The 23,385-nt window shown below is 63.7% G+C and carries 27 protein-coding genes and 1 tRNA gene; 21 read left to right on the top strand and 7 right to left on the bottom strand.

The window, feature by feature from the left end; all coding sequences use genetic code 11:
- Positions 1 to 5 precede the first annotated feature (5 nt).
- The 5 genes from CH281_RS15415 to CH281_RS15390 all read left to right on the top strand — a co-directional run bounded on the left by CH281_RS15415 (position 6) and on the right by CH281_RS15390 (position 5,749).
- A complete protein-coding gene (locus tag CH281_RS15415; RefSeq protein ID WP_094666207.1) occupies positions 6 to 1,400 on the top strand; it encodes a HAMP domain-containing sensor histidine kinase in 1,395 nt (464 codons plus the stop codon).
- Between the two features lie 100 nt (positions 1,401 to 1,500).
- Entirely contained in the window at positions 1,501 to 3,036 is a 1,536-nt protein-coding gene (locus CH281_RS15410) for a S1C family serine protease (protein WP_080735530.1), read from the top strand.
- A gap of 89 nt (positions 3,037 to 3,125) precedes the next feature.
- Positions 3,126 to 3,623 (top strand): MogA/MoaB family molybdenum cofactor biosynthesis protein, encoded by a 498-nt coding sequence (locus CH281_RS15405; RefSeq protein ID WP_197077495.1) that lies wholly within the window; start codon positions 3,126 to 3,128, stop codon positions 3,621 to 3,623.
- 764 nt (positions 3,624 to 4,387) lie between these two features.
- On the top strand, positions 4,388 to 5,179 hold the full coding sequence (locus CH281_RS15395; RefSeq protein ID WP_094694735.1) for an MspA family porin: 792 nt from the start codon (positions 4,388 to 4,390) through the stop codon (positions 5,177 to 5,179).
- Between the two features lie 120 nt (positions 5,180 to 5,299).
- A complete protein-coding gene (locus CH281_RS15390) occupies positions 5,300 to 5,749 on the top strand; it encodes a hypothetical protein (RefSeq protein ID WP_094694733.1) in 450 nt (149 codons plus the stop codon).
- Positions 5,750 to 5,859: 110 nt separating this feature from the next.
- On the opposite strand, the gene mscL is transcribed toward CH281_RS15390, so the two are convergent.
- The 4 genes from mscL to CH281_RS15370 form a co-directional block, all read right to left on the bottom strand.
- A complete protein-coding gene (gene mscL / locus CH281_RS15385) occupies positions 5,860 to 6,339 on the bottom strand; it encodes a large conductance mechanosensitive channel protein MscL (protein ID WP_032371230.1) in 480 nt (159 codons plus the stop codon).
- A gap of 94 nt (positions 6,340 to 6,433) precedes the next feature.
- A complete protein-coding gene (locus CH281_RS15380) occupies positions 6,434 to 7,096 on the bottom strand; it encodes an RcpC/CpaB family pilus assembly protein (RefSeq protein WP_032388588.1) in 663 nt (220 codons plus the stop codon).
- An 89-nt stretch (positions 7,097 to 7,185) separates the two neighbouring features.
- Positions 7,186 to 7,530 (bottom strand): FmdB family zinc ribbon protein, encoded by a 345-nt coding sequence (locus tag CH281_RS15375; RefSeq protein ID WP_027496050.1) that lies wholly within the window; start codon positions 7,528 to 7,530, stop codon positions 7,186 to 7,188.
- Between the two features lie 143 nt (positions 7,531 to 7,673).
- The gene (locus CH281_RS15370; RefSeq protein WP_094694731.1) at positions 7,674 to 8,270 is read right to left on the bottom strand and encodes a 5-formyltetrahydrofolate cyclo-ligase; all 597 of its coding nucleotides are present in this window, start codon (positions 8,268 to 8,270) and stop codon (positions 7,674 to 7,676) included.
- Positions 8,271 to 8,376: 106 nt separating this feature from the next.
- Between CH281_RS15370 and CH281_RS15365 the strand changes: the two genes are divergently transcribed.
- The 5 genes from CH281_RS15365 (at position 8,377) to CH281_RS15345 (ending at position 12,459) form a co-directional block, all read left to right on the top strand.
- Positions 8,377 to 9,330: a UTP--glucose-1-phosphate uridylyltransferase gene (locus tag CH281_RS15365; protein WP_027496052.1), complete on the top strand. Its 954-nt coding sequence runs from the start codon at positions 8,377 to 8,379 to the stop codon at positions 9,328 to 9,330.
- Between the two features lie 33 nt (positions 9,331 to 9,363).
- Entirely contained in the window at positions 9,364 to 10,623 is a 1,260-nt protein-coding gene (gene glp / locus CH281_RS15360) for a molybdotransferase-like divisome protein Glp (RefSeq protein ID WP_027496053.1), read from the top strand.
- A gap of 37 nt (positions 10,624 to 10,660) precedes the next feature.
- Positions 10,661 to 11,308 carry a GNAT family N-acetyltransferase gene (locus CH281_RS15355; RefSeq protein ID WP_032364078.1) on the top strand — a complete coding sequence of 216 codons (648 nt, stop codon included), beginning with the start codon at positions 10,661 to 10,663 and terminating at the stop codon, positions 11,306 to 11,308.
- A gap of 149 nt (positions 11,309 to 11,457) precedes the next feature.
- Positions 11,458 to 12,330, top strand: a complete 873-nt coding sequence (gene sepX, locus CH281_RS15350) for a divisome protein SepX/GlpR (RefSeq protein ID WP_032371228.1) — start codon at positions 11,458 to 11,460, stop codon at positions 12,328 to 12,330.
- A gap of 56 nt (positions 12,331 to 12,386) precedes the next feature.
- Positions 12,387 to 12,459, top strand: a tRNA-Ala gene (locus CH281_RS15345).
- Positions 12,460 to 12,508: 49 nt separating this feature from the next.
- Here CH281_RS15345 and CH281_RS15340 read toward each other — a convergent pair.
- Positions 12,509 to 13,057 (bottom strand): hypothetical protein, encoded by a 549-nt coding sequence (locus tag CH281_RS15340; protein ID WP_027496056.1) that lies wholly within the window; start codon positions 13,055 to 13,057, stop codon positions 12,509 to 12,511.
- Positions 13,058 to 13,139: 82 nt separating this feature from the next.
- On the opposite strand from CH281_RS15340, the gene CH281_RS15335 reads away from it, so the two are divergent.
- The 10 genes from CH281_RS15335 to CH281_RS15295 all read left to right on the top strand — a co-directional run bounded on the left by CH281_RS15335 (position 13,140) and on the right by CH281_RS15295 (position 21,245).
- Positions 13,140 to 14,273 carry a hypothetical protein gene (locus tag CH281_RS15335; protein ID WP_179274205.1) on the top strand — a complete coding sequence of 378 codons (1,134 nt, stop codon included), beginning with the start codon at positions 13,140 to 13,142 and terminating at the stop codon, positions 14,271 to 14,273.
- A gap of 261 nt (positions 14,274 to 14,534) precedes the next feature.
- Positions 14,535 to 15,377 (top strand): glycosyltransferase family 2 protein, encoded by an 843-nt coding sequence (locus tag CH281_RS15330; protein WP_143544819.1) that lies wholly within the window; start codon positions 14,535 to 14,537, stop codon positions 15,375 to 15,377.
- The gene (locus CH281_RS15325; RefSeq protein WP_256983589.1) at positions 15,374 to 15,994 is read left to right on the top strand and encodes an acyltransferase; all 621 of its coding nucleotides are present in this window, start codon (positions 15,374 to 15,376) and stop codon (positions 15,992 to 15,994) included. The genes CH281_RS15330 and CH281_RS15325 overlap by 4 nt, the downstream gene beginning before the upstream one ends.
- 167 nt (positions 15,995 to 16,161) lie before the next feature.
- Complete coding sequence (locus CH281_RS15320) at positions 16,162 to 17,046, top strand: glycosyltransferase family 2 protein (protein WP_176458045.1); 885 nt, start codon at positions 16,162 to 16,164, stop codon at positions 17,044 to 17,046.
- A gap of 221 nt (positions 17,047 to 17,267) precedes the next feature.
- The gene (locus tag CH281_RS15315; protein ID WP_179274204.1) at positions 17,268 to 18,140 is read left to right on the top strand and encodes an SGNH/GDSL hydrolase family protein; all 873 of its coding nucleotides are present in this window, start codon (positions 17,268 to 17,270) and stop codon (positions 18,138 to 18,140) included.
- A 163-nt stretch (positions 18,141 to 18,303) separates the two neighbouring features.
- Positions 18,304 to 18,756, top strand: coding sequence for a GyrI-like domain-containing protein (locus CH281_RS15310; protein ID WP_027496057.1), 453 nt, complete (start codon positions 18,304 to 18,306; stop codon positions 18,754 to 18,756).
- A gap of 116 nt (positions 18,757 to 18,872) precedes the next feature.
- The gene (locus tag CH281_RS15305) at positions 18,873 to 19,190 is read left to right on the top strand and encodes an AraC family transcriptional regulator (RefSeq protein WP_256983587.1); all 318 of its coding nucleotides are present in this window, start codon (positions 18,873 to 18,875) and stop codon (positions 19,188 to 19,190) included.
- A 190-nt stretch (positions 19,191 to 19,380) separates the two neighbouring features.
- Entirely contained in the window at positions 19,381 to 20,055 is a 675-nt protein-coding gene (locus CH281_RS15300; protein WP_027496059.1) for a ScbR family autoregulator-binding transcription factor, read from the top strand.
- 57 nt (positions 20,056 to 20,112) lie between these two features.
- Positions 20,113 to 20,268 carry a hypothetical protein gene (locus CH281_RS26910; protein WP_167329154.1) on the top strand — a complete coding sequence of 52 codons (156 nt, stop codon included), beginning with the start codon at positions 20,113 to 20,115 and terminating at the stop codon, positions 20,266 to 20,268.
- A 74-nt stretch (positions 20,269 to 20,342) separates the two neighbouring features.
- Positions 20,343 to 21,245, top strand: coding sequence for an SDR family oxidoreductase (locus CH281_RS15295; protein WP_032407705.1), 903 nt, complete (start codon positions 20,343 to 20,345; stop codon positions 21,243 to 21,245).
- Here the strand turns inward: CH281_RS15295 and soxR are convergent.
- Positions 21,161 to 21,661 carry a redox-sensitive transcriptional activator SoxR gene (gene soxR / locus CH281_RS15290; RefSeq protein ID WP_027496060.1) on the bottom strand — a complete coding sequence of 167 codons (501 nt, stop codon included), beginning with the start codon at positions 21,659 to 21,661 and terminating at the stop codon, positions 21,161 to 21,163. The genes CH281_RS15295 and soxR overlap by 85 nt on opposite strands.
- 64 nt (positions 21,662 to 21,725) lie before the next feature.
- Between soxR and CH281_RS15285 the strand changes: the two genes are divergently transcribed.
- A complete protein-coding gene (locus CH281_RS15285; RefSeq protein ID WP_027496061.1) occupies positions 21,726 to 22,964 on the top strand; it encodes an arginine deiminase in 1,239 nt (412 codons plus the stop codon).
- Between the two features lie 13 nt (positions 22,965 to 22,977).
- On the opposite strand, the gene arsC is transcribed toward CH281_RS15285, so the two are convergent.
- Complete coding sequence (arsC, locus tag CH281_RS15280; protein WP_094694723.1) at positions 22,978 to 23,325, bottom strand: arsenate reductase (glutaredoxin); 348 nt, start codon at positions 23,323 to 23,325, stop codon at positions 22,978 to 22,980.
- Between the last annotated feature and the right edge of the window lie 60 nt (positions 23,326 to 23,385).

The raw sequence follows: 23,385 nt of genomic DNA, 5'->3' as shown, positions 1-23,385 counted from the left end.
CACCGATGCGGCCACCGACGCCGTTGACGAGATCGGTGTCGCTGCGGTGGCGGGTGACGCTGTTGGCTGCGTCCGTCGTGGCGATCGCGGTGGCCGTCATGGCCATCGCTGCCTACACCGTGGTCTCGCGCGCGCTGTACGGCGACGTGGACACGCAGTTGCGTTCTCGCGCATCGGCATTGGCGGAATCGGACCTGGTGTCCTACGACCCACGGTTCGTGGCCGGTGCCACGCTGTACAGCACCGATGTCAGTGTGGCGTTGATCTACCCCGACATGACCAGCTACAACCCGCCCGGGCCCAAGGTGCCCGTCGGCGATTCGGAACTTGCTGTGGTGCGCGGAGAGCAGGCTTCGTCGCTGCGTACACTCGACGATCAGCGGGTGCTGGCACTGCGTACCAAGGACGGCAGCACCCTGATCGTGGCGCAGCGACTGCTGCCCACCGGAGAAGTGCTGGATCGTTTGGCGTGGGTTCTGCTGATCGTGGGTGCCTGTGGTGTCGTGCTGGCGGCGGGTGCGGGCATGGCCGTGGCGCGCACCGGTTTACGGCCTATCGCACGATTGACTGCGGCCGCTGAGCGAGTGGCGCGTACCGACGATCTGACGCCTATCCCGGTGACGGGCGACGACGAATTGGCCCGGTTGACCGAGAGTTTCAACACGATGCTCCGCGCGCTGGCCGAATCTCGGGGCAGGCAGAGCAGATTGGTCGCCGACGCCGGGCACGAACTTCGAACGCCGTTGACGTCGCTGCGCACCAACATGGAACTGTTGATCGCGGCCGGGCGTCCGGGTGCACCGTCCATTCCCGACGAGGACATGGCAGAACTGCGAACCGACGTGGTGGCGCAAATCCAGGAATTGTCCACGCTGGTGGGTGATCTGGTGGACCTTGCACGCGAGGACGCACCCGAGACGGTGTTCGAGCGGGTCGACCTGGCCGATGCCGTCGAGCGCAGCCTCGAACGAGCTCGCAGGCGTCGCAACGAGATCGACTTCGATGCCACGCTCATGCCGTGGTTCGTCTACGGAGATCAGGCGGGCCTATCGAGGGCAGTGCTCAATGTGCTCGACAACGCGGCCAAGTGGAGCCCCAGCGGCGGAGAAGTCCGAATTGCCATGCGGCAGATCGGTGAAGGCCTGCTCGAGTTGACGGTGGACGACGCGGGCCCCGGCATTCCGGAGGAAGACCGCGAACTCGTCTTCGAGCGTTTCTATCGCTCGACGGCATCGCGTTCGATGCCCGGATCCGGTCTGGGACTTGCCATCGTGCGACAGGTGGTCGTCAAACACGGCGGCACGATTGCCGTCGAGGTGTCCGAGCGGGGTGGAGCTCTCATTCGAATCGTGTTGCCCGGTGAGGGTGCCGCGGACCACGAGACACTCTCGGCAAACTGATAGGCGAGTCTCAGCGCGCTCTCAGTACCGCCCTGCACAGTGAGTAGCAAGAAGGCGGGCGACCTCGAAGCCGAGGTCTCTATCGAAGGAAGCAACAGCGATGAGCGACGACCGTAACGAACCAGAACAGCCCGGACGGGATGCCGGTGCACAGCATCATCCTGCGGACCGGGCTTCACACGGCGGCGAGCACGATCCCTCGACTCAGCACCAGCCCACCCAGCAGCAGCCGGCTCAGCAGCCCACCCAGCAGAATCCGACGCAGCAGAATCCCACGCAGCAGTTCCCGCCCCAGCAGGCGCATCCCCAGCAGAGCTACCCGCAGCAGTACGCGGGCTACGGGCAGAATCAGTACCAACCCGGCTACGGCCCCTATGGCCAGCACAGCGACTCGCAGGCCGGTCAGCACAACCCGGGCCAGCATGCGCAGCCCCAACAGGTTGCGCCGCAACCGCATTCGACATCCGGCACCGTCAAGTCCCGGCCGGGTCGGTCTGCTCTGGTGGCCGGAGCGATTGCTCTCGTTCTCGTGGGCGGCGGAATCGGCGGCGCTGTCGGTGCCATCGCGACCAACAACGCCAACGGCAACAACGCCGGTGTCACCAATTCGTTGAACTCACCGATCACCGCCGCTCAGCCGGCCGCCAATTTCCCCGACGGTTCCGTTCAGGCCGTCGCGAACAAGGTGTTGCCCAGTGTCGTGCAGATTCAGGTGAAGGGCTCGCAGCAGGAAGGTGAGGGCTCCGGCGTCATCCTCAGCAGTGACGGTCTGATCCTGACGAACAACCACGTGGCCACCGGCGCAGGGGCCAACGGCAAGCTGACCGTCGCGTTCGCCGACGGGTCGGTGGCCGACGCGACCATCGTCGGTGCCGACTCCGTCTCGGACATGGCCGTCATCAAAGCCGAAGGAAAGACGAATTTGACGCCGATCGAGTTGGGCAGCTCGTCCAACCTCGAGGTCGGCCAGCAGGTCGTCGCCATCGGCTCGCCTCTGGGCCTGGCCGGTACCGTCACCACCGGCATCGTTTCCTCGCTCAACCGCCCGGTATCGACGTCCGGTGAGTCCGGCAACCAGAACTCGGTGATCGACGCCATTCAGACCGACGCGGCCATCAACCCCGGCAACTCCGGTGGCGCTCTCGTCAACACCGATGGCCAGTTGATCGGCATCAACACCGCCATCGCCACTCTCGGCGGTAGTGAGGGCTCCGGCGCGCAGAGCGGCTCGATCGGTCTCGGATTCGCGATCCCGGTCGATCAGGCCAAGCGGATCGCCGACGAGCTGACCACCACCGGAAAGGCCACCCAAGCGATGATCGGTGTGCAGGTGCCGTCCAAGGACGATGCCAACGGCGCAACCGTCGTCGAGGTCACCGAGGGTGGCCCGGCTGCGGCGGCAGGCATTCCGAAGGGCGCGGTCATCACCAAGGTCGACGATCGGATCGTCGCCAGCGGTGACGCGTTGATCGCGGCAGTGCGCTCGCATGCACCCGGCGATTCGGTGAAGATCACCTACACGGACGGTGGCAGCGAGAAGACCGTCGACGTGACGCTGGGCACGGCCGAGCCGGCTGCGGCACCCGCCGCGCAGGTCCCGTCACTGCAGATCCCGTCGTTCCCGGGCGGTCGCTGATGCTCAGGGAAGCCGGTAGGCACGGAACCATTGCAACTATTTACGCACAGCGTGAGCCGGGTACGGGCCTTACTACTACGGTGAGCGGTATGGAACTCGACGCACCTTTGGCCGGCCGCGCGTTGGTCGTCATCGTGGACGACCGCACTGCTCACAGCAACGAGAAGGATTCGACGGGTCCGCTGGTGACCGAACTGTTGACCGAGGCCGGTTTCTTGGTCGACGGTGTGGTGGCAGTGACGGCCGACGAAGTGGACGTGCGGAACGCGCTGAACACCGCGGTGATCGGCGGTGTCGATCTGGTGGTGTCCGTCGGCGGCACGGGTGTCTCGCCTCGCGACGTCACTCCCGACGTCACGGCCGAGGTGCTCGATCGCGAGATACCGGGAATCAGTGAGGCGCTACGTTCTTCCGGTCTGGCAGCCGGATCGTTGGACGCAGGCCTGTCGCGGGGGCTGGTCGGAGTATCGGGCAGCACGCTGGTGGTCAACCTTGCGTCGTCCCGTGCGGCCATCCGTGACGGCATGGCGACGCTGACTCCGCTGGCGAGTCAGGTCATTGCCGAGCTGTCGGGATTGGACGCGTAGGCACTGCGATGAACGACGAGCCGATCGAGAATCGACCGGACGACGAAGCGAGCCGGGCCCGAGCAGAACGGGCCCGGCTCGCTCGTATCTTCGGAGACGTGCTGCCGGAGACCACGGGAGACGACCGGGCCGACGGGCCCGATGGCGACTCTTTGTCGGTCGATTGGTTGAAGCAGCAGCGACCACCCCATTACTTTTAGTGTGATCCACAACACATTTTGCTGGCTGGAATGACAGCTCTGTTAGTTAGTCGTTTACCTGTCGTTAGCGACCTACCCGGCGGTAGTGCCGGGCGAAGCCGCCGAAAACGGACACCACAGGCGGGATGTGGAACGGTCCAATCGTGCAATCCGGACAGGACTCCCGCTGCGTCTTCCCATATCAGGGTCGTTTTACTCCTGATCGGCACGTGTAACGGTTTCGACTTCTCGGGAGATGCTGTGACGCAGGTTATCGCTAACACGGGTGTGAAAGATGTTCACGCCGACGAAACACATCACGAGATGGCAACGTTTGGGCGTCGATCGTAGGGATTGTCACGGTCAGGCATCTCCTCTAATGTTCCCCTCAGCTTCCAAGGGATCAGGGCGTGGGACCAACCGGTGCCGCGCCCTTCATCTCGGAACAGATCGATCGAGGATGTGGCCTTCAGGCTCCATCCGGCTCGGGCTCGCACACACTGACGCGTGCGATTCAGTTCGAGGGTGAAAGCCACAAGCTTCCCCGTGCGACACCGCGCTGGGACTGAACATGATGAGGAATAAATGACGGAGATCCAGAAGTCGCGGCGCAGCCGGGGACTCAAGTCCATGAGCGTCGCAGTTGCTGCCAGCGCTTCGGTAGTCGGCCTGGTGCTCGGTACCGGAACCGCTTCTGCCGCTGTCGACAGCGCGAAGTCCATCGTCGACGCCGATGGCAACACCGTGACGTTGACGCTGTCCGACTCCTTCGTCAGCGGCGTTGCGCCTCTCGACGGAAACCCGCTCACCCGTGAGTGGTTCTACGACGGCCGCGCATCCTTCGACGTTCAGGGACCCACGGCTGACGACTTCGAGGGCACCCTCACCGCCGGCCTGCAGATCGGCTACCCGCTGAGCCTCGACGGCGGCGTGTCGGTCGAGTGGGCTTCGCCTTCGGCCAAGCTCGGCATCGGCAGTGGCAACAGCTCCAAGACGGGTATCGAAGGAACCATCGGCGACATCGCTGACATCGGTGCCGGCGATCTCCTTGACCTCCCGATCAGCACCGAGGCCACCTCCAACAGCAACCTCGACATCGGCGTTCAGCTGATCCCGCAGGCAACCGCGACCATCGATCTCGCTCCCGGCGGCGGCGTCGTTCAGTCCGAGAGTGCAATCGCCACCTTCAACGAAGAGGCGAACATCTCGAAGACCGAGGGTGACGCTGCAGGCGCTCAGGGCTCCATCCAGCTCGCCGGCGTCCACGGCACCGCTACGGGCATCCTGGGCAACGTCACGGTTCGTCCGTACGTCACCCTGCTCAGTGCAAAGGGTGACTCGATCACCACGTACGGCCCGGCAACTCGCCTCAACTGATCTCGATCGGTTGATTCTGGTTTCCTAGTTCTTCCGGTTCAGGCCCGCACGGATTCTCCGTGCGGGCCTGAACTATGTTCGGCTCGAACGCAGTTCGACATGTAGAGAGGCGCAGAAGCAGTGACTTACCCGAAAGCCCGTTTCACAGTGTTCGCCGCCGGAGCCGTCGTTGCTCTCGGGTTGCTCACCGGTTGCAGTGGTGGTGACGACTCGGCAGCCACCGGTCAGAACACCGACGTGTGCAACTCTTTCGCAGCCGACCACAATGCGTTCGTCGGTCTGGTGAAGGCGGGCCCGGGGTCGGCAGCCAACATCGAGCAGTGGACTGCGGACAAGCAGGCGGCCGTCGACAAGGCGAAGTCACTGTCCGGCACCGCGTCCGGTGACGTCGCCAGCGCGATGACGACGTTCGCGGACGCCATTCCGGCTGACACGCTCGAACTGTCGGAACCCGACAGCGAGTCGGGCAAGGCGTTCGTCGACAACGGCGCAGCAGTGAAGTCCGCCTGCGAGGCGGATGGCACCTCGATCACGCTCGACGAGCTACCGCTGACCACGTTCACCAACTGATCGCCTGACGGGCCCCTCTCGGCCTGTCGCACGCCCCACAACGAATGAATGCGCCATCCACGCTGTCAGACAGCGTGAATGGCGCATTCATTCGTTGAAGCAGACCGGTGTCAGTCCTTCGAGTGCTTGCCGAGGTCGGGGGAGGAGGAATCGATTGCTTCGCCGCTGCCGCCTGTGGTGTCGGCCGCCGTCGAAAGCTTCTGTCCTGCAGTGGTTCCACCCGCGAGAATGTCGCGGATCTGCACCAGCACGTCGACGTCGCTCAGTTCCTTCTCCGGCTGGCTGACGAAGCGCTTCTTCGCGGTGTTCACCGGCAGAATCAGCACGAAGTACACGACCGCGGCGATGATGATGAAGTTGATGATCGCCGTGATGACCGCGCCGATATTGATGAACGTGGCGTCGTTACTACTGAGGATCTTGATTCCCCACCCGAGTTCGTTGCTGCCACCGACAGCGGCGACCAACGGGTTGATGATGTTCGTGGTGAACGCAGTGACGATTGCCGTGAATGCTGCGCCGACGACGACTGCGACCGCGAGGTCGACCACGTTGCCTCGCAACAGAAAGTCCTTGAATCCCTTCAGCATGAGCCGCTCTCCGATCTCTTGGTATGTTTCGGTCTCGCCAGACGTTAACCCAGATCGATCGACTTCGGACCCCGTGAATCGCCCGGGCACCGACTCAATGCAATGTCACCGTCAAAGCGCTCACCAGCGACGCGGCCGCCACCGTCGTCGCATCCTCGGTCGGTAGGGCGAGCAACACCACCCGATCTCGTTGCCGACCCCCGCCGGCCTCGGCGGAGACGAGCACCACCATCGCCCCCGATGCCAGTATCCGAGCTGCAGGTGGGGCGTCGGGATTCTCCTGAGTTTCGACGGTCAGGACGTCCACCCGGTCGCCTTCTCTGAGTAGGTCGGTCACGCCCGCATCGGCGAGATGCACCGGTACGACGCGTGCCTCGACCCCCACCGCCGCGGTGGCTGTTCGGGAGCCCAGCAGTCGGACATCGGTGAGCAATTCGCCTGCTCGAACCGGGCCGGTCAGTGTCCGCCCGTCCACGTCGACGGAATCGAGCACTGCGCCGTCGGGCACCGTGGCCGAATCCCATTCGGCGACGGCAACATCGGCCGCCGTCAGTATCGTTCCCGGCGTCAGGTCGCGGCCGGCCGTGACGACGCGGACGCGATCGTCGCCTGCGGCGTCGTCGACGAACAGCAGGACTGCGACGGCCACCAGAATGCCCGCGGCGATGCGTCGAACTTTCACCGATCCCACCCACGCGGGACGCTGAGCGAAGCGGTCGAGCAGCGTCGAGTCCAGTCGGTTCTTGCGGGCAGCCATGACCGGAACGGTAGCGGTCCCAACTGGCCTGAAGAGACCGAAAAGGCCGGCCTGTGGATAACAGACCGGCCTGTGGATGGATCCGAAAACTACTGGCTGGCAGCAGCTTTCGTGGTGGAGGACGAGGAGGAGCTGCTCGACGAGGACGAATCCGACGACTTCTTCTCGGCCGGCTTCGAGTCGCTCTTGGTCTCCGACTTCGTGGCCGCGGCGTCGGACTTCTTCTCGCTCGCGCCTTCGCTGGCGGTGCCGGAGTTGCCCCGACTGTCGGTGCGGTAGAAGCCGCTGCCCTTGAAGACGATGCCGACCGAATTGAACAACTTGCGGAGCTTGCCGGAGCAAGCCGGGCACACCGTCAACGTGTCGTCGGTGAAGGACTGGACGATGTCGAAGCGGTTGTCGCACTCGGTGCAGGCGTATGAGTAGGTGGGCATCGTGTTTCCTCCGCGCTGGTCACCGAGGAGGTTCGCGCTCTGCTGGCCGAGGCCGAACACCGCCGGTGTCTTGTCTGTTCGTCGAAACTGGGGAGAGCATTAGCACTCTACAGTCAGGAGTGCCAACGAATCGAATCGTAGCGTTATTCCGTACTCAAGCGTACGAGCCCGCCGCCGGGAGTCAGCGCGTGCGTCACGCGGCGGTCGTGCGGTTCGGCCGGGAGCCGGGAGAACAGCTCCTCGTCGCGCACGATGGCGACCAGCATGGCCTCGGGGTTGCACAGGTCGAGAGTCCGGTCGTAGAACCCGGCTCCGCGGCCCAGCCGAACACCGCGGCGATCGACGGCCAGCGCAGGTAGCAGCACCACCGAGCATTGCCCGACGGCGTCGGGCTCTAGTAGTGGACCCGACGGCTCGAGCAGCCCGTACGGTGCCCGCACCAACGCATCGCGACCCTCGTAACGCGCCCACTTCAGCGGCCCCGGCTCATGGGCACTCGGCAGCAGAACCGTGGCTCCGGCCGCGGCCATCGCGTCGAGCATCTCGATCGACCCCGGCTCCCGGCCGATCGGAACGTACGCCGCCACGACCGAGTGTTCGGCCGCCAATTCGCCGACGGCATGGCAGAGTGCGGAGGACTCCATCGCGCGTTGCGCATCGTCGAGCAGTCGGCGTTCGGCGAGGACATGCTCCCGCCACAGATCCTTCGGCGTGTTCTCCGAAAATTCGGGAACGCTCACAACGGTTCACTCTCCCTCTCGTGCTGTCGTTCAACGATATGCACTCGGGGGTCGAACGGGGCACACGCCGAGCCAATCTCCAGAAACCACGGATAGGGTGAGCACCATGACAGAAGCCGCTTCAGCGACGACCGCCGCCACGCCTGTGCACTTCCGCACGGCCATCGTCCCCGCCGCAGGCATGGGTACCCGGTTCCTGCCGGCCACGAAAACCGTTCCGAAGGAACTACTTCCGGTCGTCGACACTCCCGGTATCGAGCTCGTCGCCGGAGAAGCGGCAGATTCCGGTGCACAACGGTTGGTCATCGTCACCTCTCCCGGCAAGGACGGCGTCGTCGCCCACTTCGTCGAGGACCTCGTTCTGGAAAAGAAGCTCGAAGCGAGCGGAAAGCTCGAAATGCTCGAGAAGGTACGCGTCGCCCCCAAGCTTCTGGACGTGCAATCGGTCATTCAGCACGAACCGCTCGGACTCGGTCACGCCGTCGCATGCGCCGAGGAAGCACTCGACGACGACGAGGATTCGGTCGCGGTGCTGCTGCCCGACGATCTGGTGATGCCGCGGGGCGTGCTGGACGTCATGGCCCGGGTGCGCGCCAAGCGCGGCGGCTCGGTGCTGTGCGCCATCGAGGTTCCCGACGACAAGGTCTCGTCCTACGGCGTCTTCTCCGTCGAAATCGTGCCCGATGCCGTCAATCCGAACGTCCTCAAAGTCACCGGCATGGTCGAAAAGCCCAAGAAGGAAGAGGCACCGTCCAACTTGGCTGCCGCGGGCCGCTATCTGCTCGACCGCGCGATCTTCGACGCGTTGCGACGCATCGAGCCCGGTGCCGGCGGCGAATTGCAGCTGACCGACGCCATCGCACTTCTGATCGAGGAGGGCCATCCCGTTCACGTGGTGGTGCATCGTGGATCGAGACACGACCTCGGAAATCCCGGGGGATACCTACGCGCTGCGGTTGACTTTGCTTTGCAGCGCGACGACTACGGTCCCGCGCTGCGTGAATGGCTGAACGAACGCTTGAGCGACAGCTGGGCACCGGAACTGACGACGTACGAATAGCATCGCGGGTCGATGCCATAGAGGAAGGGCCAGATGCGCTCGGTCGAAGATCAACAGACCAGGGTGACCGCAGCGGCGGTGGCTCCACGGCCTGTTCGGGTCGCCATCTCGGAAGCGCAGGGTCTGCTCTGCGCCGAGGAAGTGGTCACCGAGCGTCCCCTTCCCGGCTTCGACCAGGCCGCGATCGACGGTTATGCCGTACGCAGTGTCGACGTCGCCTCCGCGGGTACCGACCTGCGTAACGAGGAAGACGAGCGCATCGACCTGACGCTGCCCGTCGTCGGCGAGGTCTCCGCGGGTTCGCGTCAGCCCATCCGGCTGCAGCCGCGTCAGGCCGTGCGGGTCGATACCGGCGCGCCGCTGCCCACGTTGGCCGACGCAGTCCTGCCGCTGGATCGCACCGACAACGGCCGCGCCCGTGTCAAGGTGTTCCGTCCGGTTCGCTCGGGTGACTACGTGCGCAAGATCGGCGACGACGTTCAACCCGGCGACGTGGCCGTGCGGGCGGGAACGATCATCGGTGCCGCGCAGGTCGGCCTGTTGGCCGCCGTCGGACGCGACAAGGTGCTGGTGCACCCGCGTCCGCGGTTGTCGGTTATCTCGGTGGGCGGGGAGTTGGTCGATACCGATCGGACCCCCGGGCCCGGCCAGGTGTACGACGTCAACTCCTACGCCCTCGCTGCTGCAGCACGCGATGCCGGAGCCGACGTGAACCGCGTCGGCATCGTGAGCACCGACCCCAAGCGACTGCGTGAAGTGGTCGAAGGCCAGCTGATCCGCTCCGAGATCGTCGTCATCGCAGGCGCGGTCGGCGGAGGCGCGTCCGATGGCGTCCGTGAGGCGCTGGGCGAACTCGGGGACATGGAAGTCGAGCGGGTTGCCATGCACCCCGGCTCGGTGCAGGGATTCGGCCAGCTCGGACGCGACGAGGTGCCCACGTTCCTGTTGCCTGCCAACCCCGTCAGCGCGCTCGTGGTGTTCGAGGTGATGGTCCGTCCACTCATTCGCATCGCACTCGGCCGTCGCCAGCCACTGCGCCGGACCGTCACCGCGCGGACCGTCGCACCGATCACATCGATCGAGGACCGCAAGGGATTCCTGCGAGGGCAACTGATGCGCGACGAGGGCACCGGCGAATATCTCGTCCAGGCTCTCGGCGGTGCTCCGGGCTCGTCGTCTCATCTGCTCGCGACACTCGCGGAGGCGAACTGCCTGGTCGTCATCGATCCCGACGTCACCGAGATCCGAACCGGCGAAGAAGTGAAGGTCTCGTTCCTCGCTCAGCGCGGCTGACGCACGCGCTCACACGCGCAGCGCATACGATCGACTGATGCCGCGAACGTGGTCGAGCCACCCGGGTTGGCCGGCGAAATTGGGTCCAGTGCGAGTGGCCGGGGGAACGGTGACGGTTCGGCCCGTCCGCATGCGCGACGCAGCCTCCTGGAGTCGAATCCGCACCCAGGACCGCGCACACCTCGAGCCGTGGGAGCCGAGCGGTGAGGGCAGTTGGAATTCCCGACACCACATCTCCTCGTGGCCCACACTGTGCTCGGGCCTGAAGTCCGAGGCACGCAAGGGGCACATGCTGCCGATGGTGATCGAGGTCGACGGCGAATTCTGCGGGCAGATCACCACCGGGAACATCGTGCGGGGCGCGCTCCGGTCGGCGTGGATCGGGTACTGGGTGTCCAAGGAAGTCAACGGCAAAGGTGTCGCCACCGCGGCGCTGGCGCTCGGACTCGATCATTGTTTCGGACCGGTCGGGTTGCACCGCGTCGAGGCAACGGTGCGTCCGGAGAACCTCGCCAGCCAGGCCGTGCTGCGCAACGTCGGTTTCCGCGAAGAGGGCCTGCTCTACAAGTACCTCGACGTCGACGGCGAGTGGCGCGACCACAAACTCGTCGCGATCACCTCGGGAGAGGTGCAGGGATCGGTCGTCGATCGATTGGTCCGCGCGGGCAGGGCTGCGTGGGCATAGCGCTCACTCCACGGTGTTCGGTTGCAGATGTTGTCAAAGTGACAGGAGTGTAATTCGGGTCGGCGCGTCTGCGGGGTTCTCGCACCTGCTCCACATAACCTGAGGGCGTCTCGACTGTCGCTGTCGCCTGAGGAAGGAGAACATCGCCGATGCCGAACTCGATCATCTGGATCGGTCTCGTGGCCGTCTGGCTCTTCGTTCTTCTTCCCATGCTGATGACCAAGCGTCCGCAGATCATGCAGACCACGGACGCAGCACTCGCCACGCGCGTGTTGCATCGGGGTGGCACCAAGCGCAAGCAGCGCGGCCCCGCGACCGGCCACCGCAGTGATCCCGACTGGCGGCCGGAGGACGACCTGCGGGTCTCCGCGCCCGCCAGCGAGATCTTCGGCCCGAAATTCGCGTCGATTCGTTCGGACTCACCCGATCTACCCGGTACCGCGGAGGACCCCATGGACACTCACGCAGAAGAAGAAAACGACCTCGAACGCGACGAACCGGTCCACGACGCACCTCGCGCGAGCTCTCCCGCACACGAGCCGGGAGTCGTCGACGACGACTTCGTGCCTCGCCGACGCGGCCGCGGCGGATTCGATCCCGAGGCCGACGCCATCGCCCGGGCCGCCCGATACGCCTTCCGTCAGCGCGCGGTTCTCGGCCTGGTGTTCGCCGCCATCACGACCGCGGCACTGGCGTTCATCATCTCCCCGACGGTGTGGTGGCTGTGCGGACTGTCCGTCGCAGTCCTCGTCGGATACCTGTACTACCTGCGCAGGCAGGTGCAGATCGAAGAAGAGATTCGTCGACGACGACTCACCCGCATGGGTCGCTCGCGCCTCGGTGTGGAATCGGAGACCGACGAAGAGCTCGAACTCGTGCCGCAGCGTCTGCGTCGACCCGGAGCCGTGGTGCTCGAGATCGACGACGAGGACCCGGAGTTCGAGCATCTCGATCATTACGAGGAGCCGTTCCAGGCACGCCGCGACGATGACGGCGATTTCCGTCGGGCACAGGGCGCGTAACAGCGGTCCCGAGGGGCTTTGCTAGAGTTGCCCAGCCGGTCGAGACGACGGCAAACGGGGCTGTGGCGCAGTTGGTAGCGCGTCTCGTTCGCATCGAGAAGGTCAGGGGTTCGATTCCCCTCAGCTCCACCCCGAAACGAAGCCGCCACTCACCTCGAGTGGCGGCTTTCGTTGTGAATCAAGGCAATACAGAGCTCAGTGCACTCATTGCGATCGTGGTGACGGACAGTCCTCCGGTGCCGAATGCCGCTGCGGCGGTCATGCCGACCAACGCTTCGTCCGCCGTCGGCGTCGGCGGTTCGAGCTTCGTGCGCAAGAACGTGAACGGTAGGCCCCAGAACGCGCTCACTCCGCCGTCGTACTCGCGAGTGAGGTCGCCGAACGAGTCGTTGCCGCGGTCCGTGTCGCCGCGGATCAGTGCGCTGGACTCGAGGTCTTTCGCGGCAAGCATTAGTACGCGGTCTCGGTAGGCCAGACGTACTCGATACGAGCGTTTCACGACTCGTGCGGACCCCAGTTGCACCGCAATCGGGTCACCGCCGACCGTCGCGCGAATATCTGTGGACCGTCGGGTGCCTAGGGGAGTCCTGTCCGCGGTCTGCGGTCCGGTGCGAACGAACGTGACGCGGCTGGATGGCGTCGACAGGTAGTAGCCGGCCACGGAGTCGTCCTGATAGACGAGTTCGACGTCGTCGTACAGGGCAGTCTCGATCCTGACCGTGTGCACACATCCGACCCTACCGACCAGCCGGTTCCGTAAGTTGTCGGTGCGGCGTTACGTCGCCGGCGCCTGTGTCACACTTCATACGGTGACCAGCCAGATGACCGTGCATGTCGAGGACACCGAGGCTCATCGAATTGCGGCCCGGATAGTGACGCCTCTCGGCAAAGAGGCTGTGGTGACCACCGCGTCGAATTACGAGTTGGACCATTCGGCGACTCCGTGGCTTCCTCCGATGCTGGTAGCGGGAATGCGAAAGAAGTGGAGTATCGCTTTCGACGGCCCGGTGGATTCGACGGCACTTCGAGGCGCTCCCGAGGCGCAGAAAGTGTTTCTCGACTGGTATCCCAGACGGTTTCATGGGATATCGGTATCGGCTGAACCTTCCGATGCACTGTCCGACGGCCGAGGGGTGGGTTGCTTCTTCAGTGGAGGCGTGGACAGCTTCTATTCGGCAATCACCCAATCCGATCGCATCACCCATTTGATATTCGTTCACGGTTTCGACATCTCCGCCGGGAACGAGGATTTGGCCTCTCGGGCACTGGCCAGTGCCCGAGACGCGGCCGCGGAGCTCGGCAAGCCGCTGATCGAGGTCAAGACCACGTTGAGGTCGGCGTTCGGAGACCGATTGCCGCTCGATTGGGGATACGACCTTCACGGAGCCGCCCTGGCTCACGTGGGGCTGGCGTTGTCGCAGCATGTGAGCACCGTCATGATTCCGTCGTCCAACAGTCGCTGGGATCTGCTGCCGTGGGGTTCCCATCCCGATCTGGACCCGCTGTGGTCGAGTAGCAGTGTCACGTTCGATCACCACGAGTTGGAGGTGAATCGGCTCGGCAAGCTCCGGCGGATAGGCCTGGACGAGACGGCGATGAAGCATCTACGGGTGTGCTGGGAGAATCTCGACGGTCGATTCAACTGCGGAGTGTGCTTCAAGTGCATCAGGACGAAGATCGGGTTGGCCGCTGCAGGTGCGGAGAGCGAGGCCCTGCCTGGACCCATCGATCTCCATGCGGTCAGGTCCCTGACGTTGACGAACCGCCAGTGCCACCACCTGCGAAACGGACTTGCTGCCATGGAGGAGGCAGGCGTGACCGACGATGGTGTGGTTGCGGCAGTAGACACGGCGATCCGCCGAAGGCGCTTGCGACAGGCTGCGTCGTATTTGCGACGAGCACGATCGATATCGATCGGCCTCATACGTCGTCGCGTGAGCTGAGGCATTTCCGGCAATATGGCGGATTCGAACAACATTCGATTATTAACGGGAATCGAATTCTTTCGAACGTCTTATGAGCACCATTGACCCGAAACGGTCTTTTGGATTGCTTAGCGCCGATAATCGCGTCACGCTGCAGTTTTCGGCGCTCTGAGCTGGGGCTGCTTCTTCGGCTGACTTTAGTGTTCGCGTGGCTGATGTCGTATCTTTATACGCGTGCCTGCGCGTTCGGTAGGTGTCGAATTCAATCAGGGGATCGAAATGAACACTCTCAGTGTGGTAATTCCGGTGCTCGACGAGGTCGACCACATCGGCGAATGCTTGAATCTGCTGCTCGATCAGGGAAACTGCATAGACCGTATCGTCGTGGTGGACAACGGCTCGACCGACGGGACGCTCGATCTGGTCGAGACCCTGTGCGAGGTCAATGACAAGGTGCAGTTGGTGCACGAGCCGAATCGGGGCGTCGTGCATGCCCGGAACACAGGCTTCGATCTCGTGCAGTCGTCCATCATCGGCCGCATAGACGCCGATACGCGCGTCCGGCCCGGGTGGGCCCGCTCCATCATCGAATTCTTCGGAGAGCACTCCACGGTTGCGGCAGCGGGCGGGCGAACCTACTTGTACGAGTCGCCGTGGGCCCGGCCTCTGGCGTGGCAACATGCACGAGCGGAGCAGCGTGACCCGTCGGTGCGCAGCGCCTTGGCGGTATCGGGCAACAATTTCGCGATCCGCGCATCTGCCTGGCACCAGGTTCGGGATGTCGTCAGCGACAAGACCTGCGTGCACGAGGACATCGATCTGTGCTTGTCTTTGGTCGGCCAGAAGTTGCCGCTTGCTCTGAACGGCCGTATGAAGGCTGCGGTATCCGGCCGGCGATCGGCTACGTCTCCGGTGAAGTACGTGAACTACGCGATCGCGGGCTACCGTTCCTACAGGGAGCACGGCCTCGCATCGGCCAAGCTGGCCCGGATCGTTGCGATCGATTGGCTCCTGCACACGCTGCGCTGGCCAATCTCGAGAATGTTCTCGGCGGTGCCCTCGCGCGCACTGCCCGTCGACGACCGTGCGCTCTCCGACGAACGGATGCGAGAGGCCGCGTGAACCTGCGCTCCCTGATCCCAACTTGGGCGAGCGACTCATCGAACGTCAAGTGGGCCCTCTTTCAGATGCGTCAGGCAACCCTCGTGTCGGTGGCGAACCTGCCGTTCGTTCCGGCGGTACTGCGGGCGACCTTGCTGCGGCCGGCGGGAGTCCGGACGGACGGGCCGTGCTTGATATACGGCGGCGCGATGATCCAGGGTCGCGGGTCGGTACGGATGGGCACCGGGGTCTTCGTGAATTTCGGGTGCCACTTCGACACTGTTGCCGACATCGTGATCGGTGACGATGTGTTCCTGGCGGACCACGTTCGGATCATCACCAGTACCCATGACGTCGGACCGTCGTGGCGACGGGCAGGCTTGCTGCGGGGCGAGTCGGTCACCATCGGGCGAGGCACGTGGATCGGGTCCGGTGTGGTGATCATGCCCGGGGTCCGCATCGGTGAGGGATGCATCATCGGGGCGAACTCGTTGGTGACCAAGGATTGCGAACCGGACGCGGTGTACGTCGGCAGCCCAGCCGCTCGTCGCCGGGAGTTGAACGATCTACCCGACGCGCGAGCCATAGCGGGCGCGACGCCTGATTTCGAGAGCAATACTCTGGCGAACGATCGATAAAGCACTTGCCGATATCGACAAAAGACTATTATCGATCCGAAATTGGACGACTTATTTCGTCGAATTGATGATGTAGCATCATCTGCGTCAGAGGCTCGGCACTCTTTGCATTCGCTTCGGAAATTGTCGAGCTACGCATTGCCAAAAAGGTGTCAGGGGTTGGCGTTGTGAACACTCTTTCTGTTGTTGTGCCCGCATTCGACGAACAGGCGCATTTGGGTGGATGCCTGGACGCTTTATTGGCGCAACGTGAACACATTCACGAAATAATCGTGGTGGACAACAATTCCACCGACGATACCGCCGGCGTGGTAGCGAGCTACAGCCGCCGGTTTCCGGAGATAGTTCTGGTCCGGGAGTCGAAGCGAGGCGTCGTTCATGCGCGCAACGCCGGTTTCGATCGGGCCGAAGGATCCATCATCGGACGTATCGATGCGGACACTCGGGTAGCTCCGGATTGGGCCGAGTCGATCCTGGATTTCTTCGACCGCAGACTGGACTACGCGGCGGTGACCGGGCCGATCTACCTGTACGACTCCCCGTGGGCTGCACCGTACGGCGCGTACGTGGACTACTCCACCAAGCGCAAACCCGACGAGTTGCGGGTATCGGCGGCATCGGGCAACAACTTCGCCATTCGCCGCTCCGCATGGGAAGCCGCCCGCGACCGCGTGAGTCTGCGTACCGACCTGCACGAGGATATCGATCTCTCGCTGTGCCTGTACCGCGTCGGTCTACAGATCGCTCTGATCAAAACGATGTGCGTCGAGGTGTCCGGTCGCCGGCTGCTGACTCCGCCCCTCGAATATCGTCATTATGTGCTGAGTTCCTACCGAACATGGGCCCACCACGATTTGGCGAACAAGGCGCTGCGTCGACTGTTGATCGCGGACATGATTCTGCATACCGTGCATTGGCCGCTGACTCGAATTTTGTCCGGATGCGAGTCGCGAATTCTGCCGGTGTCGCATTCGAACGAGGGCGTGACATCGCAACAATATTCGTCACCTGTTCGCGATGGCGAATATGCCACCACGGCGTCGGCCGAGTAAATTCACGGCTGATTCGAGCGGTACGCGACAATTGTCCGATCGGTAGCGCCGATAGACTCGCTGTATCTGCTGCCGCCCCGGAACCGACCCCACGGTTCCGATACAGGCCCGCGTGATCGCCGACGCGGTGTTACTGTCTCGTAGTTCTTCGACCCGCGGGCATCCGAGAGTCGAGTCGGGGTGGGCCGGTCGGGCGGCCGCATAGCAGGCGGGGGCGTGCCGTGCGCTTCGATGTTCGGACGTTCGTCGTCGGTCTTGCCGTATCCCTGCTGACGGGTCAGCTCGTCGGGACTGCGTCGGCGGACGTCGTCGTCGACAACCCCGTCCACTACGTCGCTCTGGGCGACTCCGGGGCTGCCGGGCCCGCGTGGTTGTCCTATGCCGGCGGAGACGGTTGTGGACGATCCGACGCGGCGTATCCGGCCATGATCGCGAGCGCACTGCACCCTGTGTCCTTCGCCAGCGTCGCGTGCAGTGGGGCGACGAGCGCACACGTCGTGTCCACGCCGCAGAGCACGTACACGCCACTGCCTCGTCGTGTCCCGGTTCAGATCGATGCGCTGCGGCCTCATACGACGCTGGTGACCCTCTCGATAGGCGGCAACGACCTGAATTGGGCGCAGTTGATCGGGCCGTGCCTGCAACCTGTGCCGCAGGAAGATCCTCGGTGCCGGAACAACCCCGTGGTCCTCCAGGCGATCGATCAGAGGCTCGGGCAGCTGGGGCCGGTGTTGGACGGCGTACTCGACGCGATTACGCAGCGTTCACCACACGCCGTCGTCGTGCTGGTCGGCCACGGTGGTTACTTCGACCATCAGGGCTGTTTCCCGGACTCGAATCTGCACGGTGCCGACGCGGCGTTCGTGCAGGATTTCTTCGTCCGGTTCGATTCCGTGCTTCGAGACAGTGCCGTCAGACATGGGGCGACGTTCGTCGATGTGGCGGGGCCGGCCGTCGGCCACGACGCATGCGCACCGATTGCAGAGCGCTGGTTCACGGGCTCGATGACGTTCGGTCCGACACCGTTCTTGCATCCGACCCCGCTGGGCAGCGCTGCGATGGCGGGATTGGTGCTCGACGCAATCGGTCGGTGACGTCGCTTCGTCGGTCACAATGCGCGGGGACAAGACCCAGTGACACATCCTGTTGAACAAACGATCATCTGCGTACCGGTCGGCCCGGTAGATTGACGGGTTATATCGTGAACCGACGATCCGAGCGCTGGATCTGCCCCTGCAACTTCCATACGGAGTGTGAATGTCGTTCGAGATCGTCGACCTCCCCGAAACGTGGGTCGCCGGTCTCCCCGTTCGCAGTCCCAAACGAGCACTCGGGCGGTTGAACGATCCTGCCCTCAACCAGGCGTGGTCCGCAGTGCTCAATCAGGAGACTGCCGGACCGCTTGCGTCGATCTACACGGACTTCGCCCCTGGAATCGGATCGTACAATACACAGATAGTCGGTTACCAGTGCTCGTCGCTCGGGCAGGTGACGCGTGGGCATTTGATCGCAAAAGTGCCGTCTGCAAAATATGCCCGATTCTCCGCGGTGGGTTACTTTCCCGACGTTCTCACTCGATTGTGGAATCAGATCGATCACGCCGAGGAGAACGGGGAGATAGTGCGATCGTTCACCGGTGATTACGAGTGCTACCCGCACGCCTACAAAGTCGACCTGTATTTGGCCATCACGCAGCCCGGCGGTTCGTGATGAGCTTTCGGATCACCGCGCGCAGTGCCGAATTGTTCGGTGGGTTGGTGGCACCGCGGGTGGAGCCCGGTGCCGAGGCCAGTTGCAGCGAATGGATGGGATTCCTCCGAGATCGTGTGCGCGAGAAGAACATCGACGCCACGGAGGTGACCACCGTGTATGTCCCCGATGCGCACGGCACCGTCAATGCACTCGTCGGTGTCCCGCTGGACTCTCCGAGTGACGTCGCTGTGGGAGATGTGTTCGTATCCATACCGACTGGTGTGTTTGCAGTGTTCGTGCCCGGTGGTGGTCTCGCGGATCCGATCGAAGACGTCTGGGCGCAAGTCGACGAGTGCGTTCGATCCGGGACGCTATTCCGTGCTTACGCCGAGGAAGTAGAAGTCGTTACGAATGCTGGAGAAGTGGAACTTTTCGTTTCGATCGTTTTGTAAACGAGGTCTTCTTCATGTATTTGTCACTTTCGAATCACAAAATCGCCGACGAACCGGTTACTATTGGCGAGCGCTGACAAGCCCGTATAGGGAACGTGAATTCGAGTTCGTGGGTTCAGCACCCGGGAGCCAGCGCGGACCACAAGGTGTCGATGTCATCGCAGGATCGACTGAGCAGGGGTGTAGCAACATGGTGAGACAACTCAGGGCCGAAGCCACTCGCGCGGCGGCGCTGCGCGCTGCAGCAGATCTCTTCCTCGACGTCGGGCATGCCAATGCCACGCTGAGTCAGGTGTCGGCGCAGTCCGGCGTGACCAAGGGCGCGCTGTACTTCCATTTCGCGTCCAAGGAAGAACTCGCTCGCGCCATCGTCGACGAAGGTCACGAGCGCGTGTCCACGGCCTGCGCGGGGCTGGTGGACAGCCGCAGCCCAGCCCTCGAGTCCGTCATCGGAATCTCGTACTCGGTTCTCGAACTGGCAGCGTCGGATCCGCTCGTTCGTGTGATGTACCGGTTGCAGATGGAGATCGACGGGTCCGACACCGCTCGCGGAAGCGTGTTCGGCACCTGGGGCAACATCTTCGAGCATCTTTTCGAGCGGGCCATCGAGCACGGCGACGTCGCCGACCACCTGGACGCAGGCAACGCGGCACTGCTGGTGTGCGAAATGCTGGCCGGGGTTCTGATGGTGTCCGAGGCGCAGTCGCGTCTGGAGGATGCGCCGTCTCGTATGGAGAAGGTGTGGAACACCGTGCTGCCGTCGTTGGTGCCTGCCGACAAGCTGGCCTACTTCCGCGAATTCGCAGCTCGCAGCCTCTCGAGCTTCGTGCGCGAGAACATCGATTCGAGCTCGGTTACCGTCTGACGTTCTCGTCGCCCGGGGTGCTTGCTGCGCGCCGATGCGAGGCGCACACTGTGTGACATGGAACACAGAATGTCGGACAACGAGCTCCGGAAAGCGATCGGCACTCTGCAGCACCGCGCGGACGACGCGCGAAAACGAGGTGCCGACGACGAGGCGACGCGTATCGAGAACACCGTCGCCGATTACCGAGACGAGATGTCGCAGAGATTGTGACGGCCCTGTCGGTCGTCACCGCGTAGGGTCGGAATCGACCTGACACGTGGCAACCGGTGGGGGAACAAGCTTCGATGGCTACATACGATCTGCGCGGCAAGAAGACGTTGATCACGGGAGCGGGCAGCGGAATCGGCCGGGCGACGGCCATCGCGGCTGCAGCTGTGGGAGCTGAACTGTTCCTGACCGACATCAACGCCTCCGGGCTTGCCGAGACCGTGGACCTGGTCGGTCGAGCGGGCGGAACGGTCAGCCACTCCTTGCCCTTCGACGTCTCCGATTTCGAAGCGGTCACCGCCTTCGCGGACGATATTCACGCCGAGTTCGGCAGCCTCGACGTCGTGATGAACGTCGCGGGCATCTCGGCGTGGGGCACCGTCGAGAATCTGGAGCATCGGCATTGGAAGTCCATGGTCGATGTCAATCTCATGGGTCCCATCCATGTCATCGAGAAATTCCTCCCGCCGATGATCGAGGCGGGCCGCGGTGGGCATCTGGTCAACGTCTCGTCCGCGGCGGGATTGATTCCTCTGCCCTGGCACGCTGCGTACAGCGCCAGCAAGTACGGCCTTCGTGGCGTGTCCGAAGTTCTTCGATACGACCTCAAACGTCACGGAATCGGCGTCAGCCTCGTCGTGCCCGGTGGGGTCAAGACCGGCCTGGTGCAGACGCTGCAGATCGCCGGTATCGATCGAGACGATCCTCGGGTGCAGAAGCTGCAGCACCGGTTCGAGAAGCGTGCTGTCGAACCGTCGGTCGTGGCCGATGCGATTCTCGCCGGTATCGCCAAACGCAAGTACCTCGTGTACTCCTCCAACGACATTCGCTTCGGTTACTGGATCTCGCGAAAGTTCGCGCCACCTTACGAGTTCGTGCTGCAACGAGCGAACGATCAGTTCTCCAAACTGCTCGAGCCGCGTCGCACCGACGGGGCGTCGAAGTCGACGTCCAGTGTGCGGGCACCGGGGCCGGAGTAGGAGAGCCGGTCGTGCGGGTTGGCCAGAGCGCAGCCGGCCAACGACAGACAACCACAGCCGATGCACCCGGTCAGATCGTCCCGTAAGCGAACCAACTGCTCGATACGCGAGTCCAGTTCGCGATGCCACCGCGTCGACAGCCTGGCCCAGTCCTCGCGGGTGGGCGTTCGCTCGTCCGGAAGTTCGCTCAACGCCTGACGGATGGTCGCGAGAGGGATTCCCACCTTCTGCGAGATACGAATGAACGCCACTCTGCGCAAAGTCTCGCGGTGAAACCTGCGCTGGTTGCCCGATGTTCGTCGACTGCTGATCAAGCCCTGCTTCTCGTAGAAATGCAACGCGGACACGGCGACGCCGCTGCGCTCCGACAGCTGGCCTGGAGTCAGTTCACGGACGTTCCACTCGGGCATCGGCACGACCTCGACATTACTTCAGGTCCGGATGCCAGCGCTGAACGACGAATGGGTTTACCGTTCGTTCATGAGCGTCGACTCCGCTGCGGGCCCGTTGGGAGCCAATTCCGAGGTAGGTGTGCTCCGCACTGTGATGCTGCACCGCCCGGGCGACGAGCTGCGGCGCCTGACTCCGAGAAACAACGACCAACTGCTGTTCGACGGATTGCCGTGGGTGGACCGGGCACAGGACGAGCACGATGCGTTCGCGGAGCTGCTCCGCAGCCGCGGCGTGACGGTGCTGCTGCTCGGCGAACTCCTCACCGAAGCGATGACGGTCAGCGGTGCCGCTCGGATGCAGGGCATCTCGGCTGCCGTCGACGCCCGCCGGCTCGGACGGGCGCTCGCCGAGGATCTCGCCCAGTACCTGCGCGGTATCCCGGCAGCCGAACTGGCTCAGATCCTGATGGCGGGCATGACGTTCGACGAGTTGCTCGAAGCCGAGTCCGGTGAGGCCGAGCCCAGTGGTGCCTCGCTGGTTCGCCGCATGCATCACGGGGGCGACTTCGTCATCGATCCGCTGCCCAATCTGCTGTTCACCCGTGACTCGTCGTTCTGGATCGACAACCGAGTGGCGATCACCTCCCTCGCCTTGCCTGCGCGAGTACGGGAAACGTCGCTGACCGACTTGATCTACGCATTCCATCCCATGTTCAAAGGCGTGCGACGTGCGTACGAATCCCGTACCGCTCCGGTCGAAGGCGGTGACGTGTTGCTGCTCGCTCCTGGAGTGGTCGCGGTGGGTGTGGGGGAGCGCACCACCCCTGCGGGCGCAGAAGCGTTGGCACGCAGTCTCTTCGAGGACGATCTGGCGCACAGCGTGTTGGTGGTGCCGATCGCGCAGGAGCGTGCGTCCATGCATCTGGACACCGTCTGCACCATGGTCGACACCGACGCGGTCGTGATGTATCCGGCTATTCAGGACACGTTGTCCGCGTTCACGATTCACCGCGAGGATGCCGGCGTCAGTATTCGCGGCGCCGACCCGTTCCTCGAAGCCGCTGCCGATGCGATGGGAATCGGCAAACTCCGGTTGATCGACACCGGACTCGATCATGTGACCGCCGAACGCGAGCAATGGGACGACGGCAACAACACCCTCGCGATCTCCCCGGGGGTGGTCGTTGCCTACGAGCGCAACGTCGAGACCAATGCGCGGCTCGAGGCGTCGGGCATCGAGGTGTTGCGAATCTCCGGGTCCGAGTTGGGCTCGGGCCGGGGTGGCCCCCGGTGTATGTCGTGCCCGGTGTCTCGCGAAAGGCTTTGACGGACAGGCGTTTCTACAGGACGGCCAGGACCTTGTCGGCGGGGCGAGCCAACACGGTTCCCTTGTCGGTGACCACGATCGGGCGTTCGATCAGAATGGGGTGCGCCGCCATCGCCGCGATCAAGGTCTCGTCGTCGGCCTCCGCCAGTTCGAGTTCTTTGTAGATGCTCTCTCGGGTTCGAAGAGCCTGACGTGGTTCGAGTCCCGCGTCGGCGAGCAGCGTGCGGAGTTCGTCTTCGGTCGGCGGCGTCTCGAGGTACTTGACGACCTGGGGGACGATGCCCGCATCCTCGATCGTCTTCAGAACGGTGCGGGAGGTGTTGCAGCGTGGGTTGTGATAAATGGTTGCGGCCCGGGTCATGTTTGCAATCCTGTCACGCGGGTAGCCAACGCGACAGATCACGTCAGGAACGGGAGTAGT

The sequence above is a fragment of the Rhodococcus sp. 06-221-2 genome, assembly GCF_002258365.1.
In the GTDB taxonomy this organism is placed as follows: Bacteria; Actinomycetota; Actinomycetes; order Mycobacteriales; family Mycobacteriaceae; genus Rhodococcoides; species Rhodococcoides fascians.
The sequence above is the reverse complement of the archived record's forward strand: the minus strand, read 5'-3'. Positions and strand labels throughout refer to the sequence as shown.